This window comes from Haemophilus sp. SZY H53 (assembly GCF_054332375.1).
In genome coordinates this window covers 1-6,033 of the sequence record NZ_JBTGNV010000018.1, presented here as the reverse complement: position 1 = coordinate 6,033, position 6,033 = coordinate 1, and the positions used below count along the sequence as shown (strand labels likewise).

11 protein-coding genes and 1 pseudogene are annotated in these 6,033 nt (G+C 38.9%); all 12 read left to right on the top strand.

All coding sequences use genetic code 11. The features are described from left to right. A pseudogene (locus tag ACXVWB_RS11065) lies at positions 1-323 on the top strand (hypothetical protein); the annotation flags it as partial. Continuing rightward, positions 316-657, top strand: coding sequence for a hypothetical protein (locus ACXVWB_RS11060; RefSeq protein WP_289901918.1), 342 nt, complete (start codon positions 316-318; stop codon positions 655-657). The pseudogene ACXVWB_RS11065 and the gene ACXVWB_RS11060, both read left to right, overlap by 8 nt. Further along, complete coding sequence (locus ACXVWB_RS11055; RefSeq protein ID WP_289901919.1) at positions 651-1,580, top strand: DNA cytosine methyltransferase; 930 nt, start codon at positions 651-653, stop codon at positions 1,578-1,580. Before ACXVWB_RS11060 ends, ACXVWB_RS11055 begins: the two co-directional genes overlap by 7 nt. A 39-nt stretch (positions 1,581-1,619) precedes the next feature. Continuing rightward, the gene (locus ACXVWB_RS11050; protein WP_289901920.1) at positions 1,620-2,117 is read left to right on the top strand and encodes a TRM11 family methyltransferase; all 498 of its coding nucleotides are present in this window, start codon (positions 1,620-1,622) and stop codon (positions 2,115-2,117) included. Beyond that, a complete protein-coding gene (locus ACXVWB_RS11045) occupies positions 2,104-2,568 on the top strand; it encodes a hypothetical protein (RefSeq protein ID WP_289901921.1) in 465 nt (154 codons plus the stop codon). Before ACXVWB_RS11050 ends, ACXVWB_RS11045 begins: the two co-directional genes overlap by 14 nt. A 3-nt stretch (positions 2,569-2,571) precedes the next feature. After that, positions 2,572-2,988 carry a hypothetical protein gene (locus tag ACXVWB_RS11040; RefSeq protein WP_289901922.1) on the top strand — a complete coding sequence of 139 codons (417 nt, stop codon included), beginning with the start codon at positions 2,572-2,574 and terminating at the stop codon, positions 2,986-2,988. Positions 2,989-2,996: 8 nt separating this feature from the next. Continuing rightward, positions 2,997-3,287: a hypothetical protein gene (locus tag ACXVWB_RS11035; RefSeq protein WP_289901923.1), complete on the top strand. Its 291-nt coding sequence runs from the start codon at positions 2,997-2,999 to the stop codon at positions 3,285-3,287. A 2-nt stretch (positions 3,288-3,289) separates the two neighbouring features. After that, entirely contained in the window at positions 3,290-3,865 is a 576-nt protein-coding gene (locus ACXVWB_RS11030; protein ID WP_289901924.1) for a phosphohydrolase, read from the top strand. Then, on the top strand, positions 3,865-4,143 hold the full coding sequence (locus ACXVWB_RS11025) for a DUF551 domain-containing protein (protein WP_289901925.1): 279 nt from the start codon (positions 3,865-3,867) through the stop codon (positions 4,141-4,143). Before ACXVWB_RS11030 ends, ACXVWB_RS11025 begins: the two co-directional genes overlap by 1 nt. A gap of 90 nt (positions 4,144-4,233) precedes the next feature. Further along, positions 4,234-4,503, top strand: a complete 270-nt coding sequence (locus tag ACXVWB_RS11020; protein WP_289901926.1) for a hypothetical protein — start codon at positions 4,234-4,236, stop codon at positions 4,501-4,503. A gap of 75 nt (positions 4,504-4,578) precedes the next feature. Further along, the gene (locus tag ACXVWB_RS11015; protein WP_070868046.1) at positions 4,579-4,821 is read left to right on the top strand and encodes a hypothetical protein; all 243 of its coding nucleotides are present in this window, start codon (positions 4,579-4,581) and stop codon (positions 4,819-4,821) included. A 13-nt stretch (positions 4,822-4,834) separates the two neighbouring features. Then, positions 4,835-5,866 (top strand): tyrosine-type recombinase/integrase, encoded by a 1,032-nt coding sequence (locus ACXVWB_RS11010; RefSeq protein WP_065243977.1) that lies wholly within the window; start codon positions 4,835-4,837, stop codon positions 5,864-5,866. Positions 5,867-6,033 lie beyond the last annotated feature (167 nt).

The following is a 6,033-nucleotide window of genomic DNA, read 5'->3' as shown; positions in this document are numbered from 1 at the left end:
GGGTGTACGGTAACGCTCAGGTGTCCGGTGACGCTCAGGTGTACGGTGACGCTCAGGTGTACGGTGACGCTTGGGTGAGATCTTATGCGGTAATTTCCGAGCGTAAAATGATTTTTGGGGCAACTAATGTTGGCTCGGAAAACGGTACGCTAACCGTCTTTAATGGCAAAGATGGGCTAATTGTAACACGTGGCTGTTTTACTGGAACTGTTGATAATTTTTTAGCAAAATCTGCCGAAGTTCATGACGATAAAACAAAAAATGAATACAAATTGCTAATTGAAGTAGCAAAAAGTCGAATCTTAGGTGTTAAAGATGAATGAAATCAATATAAACATTCCCTATTCAAGATTTTCCGATATTTTCGGGTGCTATTTTTATGTGCGAATGAATAGCGGTGACCCATCGGCTGTTACACGTGCGTTAGATGACGCTAAATACAGTTGGCTTATGTTTGGCTCTGAGTTGCGAAATAACATTATCCAGACAGCGGAATCAGCAAACTATCCTGCGGTAGTTAATAACTACGTAAATAATTTTATTGAGTGGGCCAAAAGTCAATTTAATGCACTGCAAGACTACAACACAGCAAGACCACTGGTTGATGTGTTGCCGGTGGTGGATTTAAAACCGTATAAAGGTGATAAAAAATGCTGACATACGGCTCAGTCTGTTCAGGGATTGAGGCGGTAAGCGTTGCGTGGAAAGGCTTGATGACGCCACTTTGGTTTTCTGAGATAGAGCCATTTCCGTGCGCCGTGCTTGCTCATCATTATCCCGACATCCCAAATCTTGGCGATATGACCGCCTTACCTCAAAAAATTATAAACAGAGAAATCCCCGCCCCTGATGTGCTTGTTGGTGGTACGCCTTGCCAAGCGTTTTCGGTCGCTGGCTTGCGTAACTCACTTGATGACGAGCGCGGAAATCTTACTCTAACCCTCATACATATTTTGGAGGCTATTGATTATGTTAGATTTATTGACGGAAAACAGCCGTGTGTTTTGTTGTGGGAAAACGTTCCAGGTGTACTATCCACCAAGGACAACGCATTCGGACACTTTCTGGCTGGATTGGCTCAAGAGCGTGAGCCATTACAACCGGCAGGGGCAAGATGGACAAACTCTGGTTATGTACATTCAGCCCGCACTATCGCGTGGCGAATCCTCGATGCTCAATACTTCGGAGTTGCCCAACGACGCCGTCGGGTGTTTGTTGTGGCAAGTGCTAGACCGCGAAGTGTTGCCCAGATATTACTTGAGCAAAAAGGCGATTGCGTATCTTGCGAAACGCGAAGTGAGGCGATTGCCCCTACTCTTACAGCTAAAAGTGGACGGAGATTTAACGATAGCGAGGTCATTGTCGGCGAAAAAAATGGCTTACGATGGCTTACTCCGAGCGAGTGCGAAAAACTAATGGGATTTCCTCCAGGTTATACACAAATCCCGTATCGCAATAAACCCGCCGAAGATTGCCCGGATAGCCCGCGCTATAAAGCTATCGGCAATAGTATGGCTGTACCGGTTATTAAGTGGATCGGGGAAAGAATGATTAATTATTTAAACAAACAAATCCAATAGGCGTTCCAAGTGAGCGCCTTTTGTTTTAAAGGATATAAGATGAAACCAATTCTAGATGCTTGCTGTGGCGGAAGAATGTTTTACTTTGATAAGAGCAATCCGAATGTGCTTTTTGCCGATATAAGAAACCAAAAACTAAGTTTTAAGGATCGTGACAAAATTAGACATTTAGAAGTATCGCCTGATGTGATCCATGACTTCACTGATATGCCGTACCCCGATAAATCTTTTAAGTGCGTTATATTTGATCCGCCTCACTTGATACAAGGTGGCGACAATTCTTGGCTAGTAAAAAAATATGGAAGATTAGATAAAGATTGGGAAAATCAGTTATTAAAAGGCTTTCAGGAATGTATGAGAGTGCTAGACGATTATGGAACTCTTATTTTTAAGTGGAATGAAACTCAAGTGCCAGTTAGTAAAATTATTTCAATCTTAAATAAAACTCCAATTCTTGGGCATAAATCGGGAAAAGCGAACAATACGCATTGGATGCTATTCATGAAAATTGAGGAGAAAGAAAATGAAAGAATTTAACTTAGATGCGGCTTTAAATGGTGAGCCTGTAATGCTTAGAAATGGCTGCAAGGGTGTTGTGTATTACAAAATCCCTAAAGAATACGTTTTTTCGGATGGGAGTAATTCCGCATTTCCTTTGAAGGGGTTAATTTTTGATGAAGATGGATTTATCAAGGATAGCTCTTATTTTTGGACTGATAACGGGTTTTGCAATCATGAAAGCTACCACCCGAATGACATTATCGGAATGTGGGAAGAGCCAAAGATTAGCATTGAAGATTTACCTAAGCCGTTTAAGCCTAAGAATGGTGAATCATATTACTATATTTGTGGTAGAACTATTGAGTATATGCGTAACTACGCAGAAGTTAGTACTTTTGATAGTCTTTCAGCCCAAAATGGCCAATGCTTTCGCACAAAAGAAGATGCTCAAAAATGGCTTGATTTTATGAAGAGTATGATGGAGTGAGTGATGGATATTATTAATTTAATCAAACAGCAAACGCCTGAAGAAAGACAGGCATTATTCAACGAATTTATTAAACTTTTAAACCAAAAAAGAGAATACATTGATATTCCTGAGCGTATTGTATGCTCCGTCTGCCAAGTGTTTGTAGATAAAAGAGATGCCACTTTGGAAAATGGTGATTATATCATTCATGAGGTTTATGGCGTGCGCCATTATGACCCATTTATGCTTAAACAAATAAATGCTCTAGAAAAGCAGTATAAGTACCCTTTATTAGATTTTGACCAAGGGTTTTTAACAAATAAAGGGCGTTTTGTTGGTCGTATAGAGGCGATGGAAATTGCCAAAGAGCAAGGGCAAGTTATACGGTTATCAGGCTCGCCTAACGCTGATATTTTGTTTTCAGAAGATTTATATTAGGGGTAAGTATGAACGAGAAAATTTATGAGTTTAGAAAAGTTGAAGACTTTTTGCAGTTAACTGAAGAACAGTTTAATCGTTTCTTGCCTGATTTTATCCATTGGTTTGCTATTCGCAAAGCATTTATACAAAAGAAACAAATAGCTATCGAAGAGTTTGGTGTTTTTGTGCATGTTAATCCGGAACCGGTTATTAAGTGGAAGGATGATGGAAAAACTGGGGTTGATGGTTACGAAGTAACGATTAGACATCATCAAGATGGCGAAAATGATATAAAAATCAAGGTAAAAAAGGAGTAAAAATGAGCATATTTATCACACATGGCAACCGTTTAATCGACTTTGCCAACCCACAAAATAGCGACATTCATATTGATGACATTATTCATCATTTAGCAATGATTCCACGATTCGGTGGCAAATTAGATGTGCATTATTCCGTGCTTGATCACAGTGTTTTTGCCGGGGCAATAGCTAAAACGTACTTGAAAGTTGATGATATGACCGCTTTTGCAGTTTTGATGCACGACGCCCAAGAGGCTTTTTTGGGAGATGTTACCAGCCCGTTAAAACAATTATTGCCGGACTACAAAAAAATCGAAAAAGCATTTGAAATGGTTATCCGAGATAAATTTAAGATACGCATCAAAGCCGAAATGGAGATTGTCGTCAAAACCGCTGATATTTTGGCATTAAAAGCGGAAAAACAAGCATTTATCCAAACTCCTGTGGAGCTCGCTGAGCATTGGCGATTTTTGGACAAATTTCCGACCGTGCCAATATCGCCGCGGGAATATATCAATAGCAAAGCACTGTTTAAAGACGCGTTTGACTACTATAACAAAGCCTTAAATTTGGGACTTGAGGAGATTAAATAATGAGCGAAAACAATGGATGGATTAAGTGTTCGGAGCGGTTGCCTGAACCATTTGATACAAGTGAAGAATCACGCAATTCGAACAATAGACACTTAATTTATTATACCGAGGATGGTGTGTATTGGTTTGTCGGCTTTGGATGGTATTTATTAGATGAAAAGGTAGATGAGGAAGGTGGATTAATCCCTTATTGGGAATTGGACGAATTAGGAATGATAGACATAGAAATTGAAGTGTCACACTGGCAACCACTTCCATCACCGCCAGTAGATGAATAGCTTTCTCCTCTACAACTATTTTCGTTAAGGAAGAAGATTTATAAACAAGACCGCTCTTATGAGCGGTTTTTATTTTAAAAGGAAATAAGCATGGGAAAGGAAGAAATTATTGAAAAGCTAGAAAAGCACGGGTTCGAATTTAACCTTGATTGGGGGATGACGTTTGGGTTTAAAAATGGCAAAACATCAATCATGTACAGCAAACAAAGCTGTGCCGATATACTGTCTATATCCTTTAATCGGCAAGCTAATGAAAAGAAAGCTAGAGCGGTTATTAAACAAATATTCCCTACCGCTAAATACATACATCAAGGTGTTGTATTAAGTGCTAGTTATTTCAGTATTAAGCCTCTCAATTAATGCTTTTATGAATAAAAGTATTTATTGTAACAAACATTTCCGCACTTTTTATGGGCGGTTTTTATTGGAGAGTATATGGGAAGAGAATTTTTTGATGAATACTGCAGTCCAGAATTATTAGCGTTAATAACTGGATATGTTTGTCCTAAATATCAGATGAAAAGCTTAAATGAATTCGGAATTCCTTTTCTTCATCCAAAAGGAAATAGAAAATTCCCGCTTGTGTTACGATCTGATGGTGACAAGATTTTGAAAGGTGAGAAAGTGCAGCAGATTACACAAACAAAAGAAAGAAGGCGGTCTGCAGTATTAAGTTAGTAAGGGGGATATTATGGCACGTCCAAGAAAACGAATTAATCAAGGATTGCCACAAGGCTTAGTATGCCGGAATCGAAAAAGAGCAGATGGATCAATCGTGGTGTATTACTACTACACGATGGCCGATAAAAAAGAAGTTGCGTTAGGAAAAGATAAACACATTGCTATTCTGGAAGCTGCAAAGCTGAATATGCAGTATCTCACGAAGAAAGACAATATTCTGTTTATTGAAGTGCTTGAACGATATGAAAAAGAAGTTGTGCCGCTTAAAAAAGCGAAGAATACTCGAAACTCAAACATTCAGGCTATAAAGAAATTGCGCCAATACTTCCAAGATCCACCATTTACCCTTGATGAAATAGAGCCTATACACATCCGTGAATATTTAGATTGGAGAAAAGACGTTAAACCAACCGCAAATATCGAAGTTGGATTATTTGGCCACATTTGGAGCATGGCGAGAGAATGGGGTTACACTGAAAAGATCAGCCCATCAACAGGGGTTAAAAAATTCAAAGTAAATTACCGAGATGTGTACATTGAAGATTATATCCTAGATAAAATCTACGACTGCGCCACGGGGGATATGAAGGATATTATGGATGTGATGTATTTAACCGGACAACGTCCAATAGACGTGGTAAAAATCCATAGTTCGCACATTTACAACGATTTACTGCATATTACACAGCAAAAAACAGGTAAACGTGTTGCTATTAAAGTCATAGGTAAATTAAAAGAGATTATCGACAAGCGGATCACTGAAGAAAATCAGTTTCTATTTACGAATAAATGGGGGCGAAAGCTCGAGCGGAGATCGCTTACAGATTATTTCAAAGACACCCGTAATGCGGCATCAAGAAAATATAAAGAGCTAGCCGAAGAGATCAACCAAGTGCAATTGAGAGATCTTCGCGCGAAAGCAGCAACAGACCTTTCATTAATGATTGATGATGAACGAGCAAGAAAACAACTCGGCCATACTTCTGCACGTACCACTCAACATTACATCAGAAAAGAAAAACCACTCAATCCAACCAAATAAAAAAGGCTCTTCAAATGAAGGGCCTTTTTTGTCACAAATCACGTTCCGAAACGTTTTTAAAACTCATTGATTTTACTAAACTTTAAAACCTAAAAATAAGAAAAGGTTTCGGAATTAAAATTGACTTTAGATAGCGTAAATACTGGATTATGCTCTTTTGAAGTCAA

Excerpts from the sequence above, each read along its gene's own strand:
- ACXVWB_RS11045 (WP_289901921.1), top strand. The coding sequence starts at position 2,104 with ATGAAAGAATTTAACTTAGATGCGGCTTTAAATGGTGAGCCTGTAATG.
- ACXVWB_RS11025 (WP_289901925.1), top strand. The coding sequence starts at position 3,865 with ATGAGCGAAAACAATGGATGGATTAAGTGTTCGGAGCGGTTGCCTGAA.
- ACXVWB_RS11050 (WP_289901920.1), top strand. The coding sequence starts at position 1,620 with ATGAAACCAATTCTAGATGCTTGCTGTGGCGGAAGAATGTTTTACTTT.
- ACXVWB_RS11015 (WP_070868046.1), top strand. The coding sequence starts at position 4,579 with ATGGGAAGAGAATTTTTTGATGAATACTGCAGTCCAGAATTATTAGCG.
- ACXVWB_RS11060 (WP_289901918.1), top strand. The coding sequence starts at position 316 with ATGAATGAAATCAATATAAACATTCCCTATTCAAGATTTTCCGATATT.
- ACXVWB_RS11040 (WP_289901922.1), top strand. The coding sequence starts at position 2,572 with ATGGATATTATTAATTTAATCAAACAGCAAACGCCTGAAGAAAGACAG.
- ACXVWB_RS11055 (WP_289901919.1), top strand. The coding sequence starts at position 651 with ATGCTGACATACGGCTCAGTCTGTTCAGGGATTGAGGCGGTAAGCGTT.
- ACXVWB_RS11020 (WP_289901926.1), top strand. The coding sequence starts at position 4,234 with ATGGGAAAGGAAGAAATTATTGAAAAGCTAGAAAAGCACGGGTTCGAA.
- ACXVWB_RS11010 (WP_065243977.1), top strand. The coding sequence starts at position 4,835 with ATGGCACGTCCAAGAAAACGAATTAATCAAGGATTGCCACAAGGCTTA.
- ACXVWB_RS11030 (WP_289901924.1), top strand. The coding sequence starts at position 3,290 with ATGAGCATATTTATCACACATGGCAACCGTTTAATCGACTTTGCCAAC.
- ACXVWB_RS11035 (WP_289901923.1), top strand. The coding sequence starts at position 2,997 with ATGAACGAGAAAATTTATGAGTTTAGAAAAGTTGAAGACTTTTTGCAG.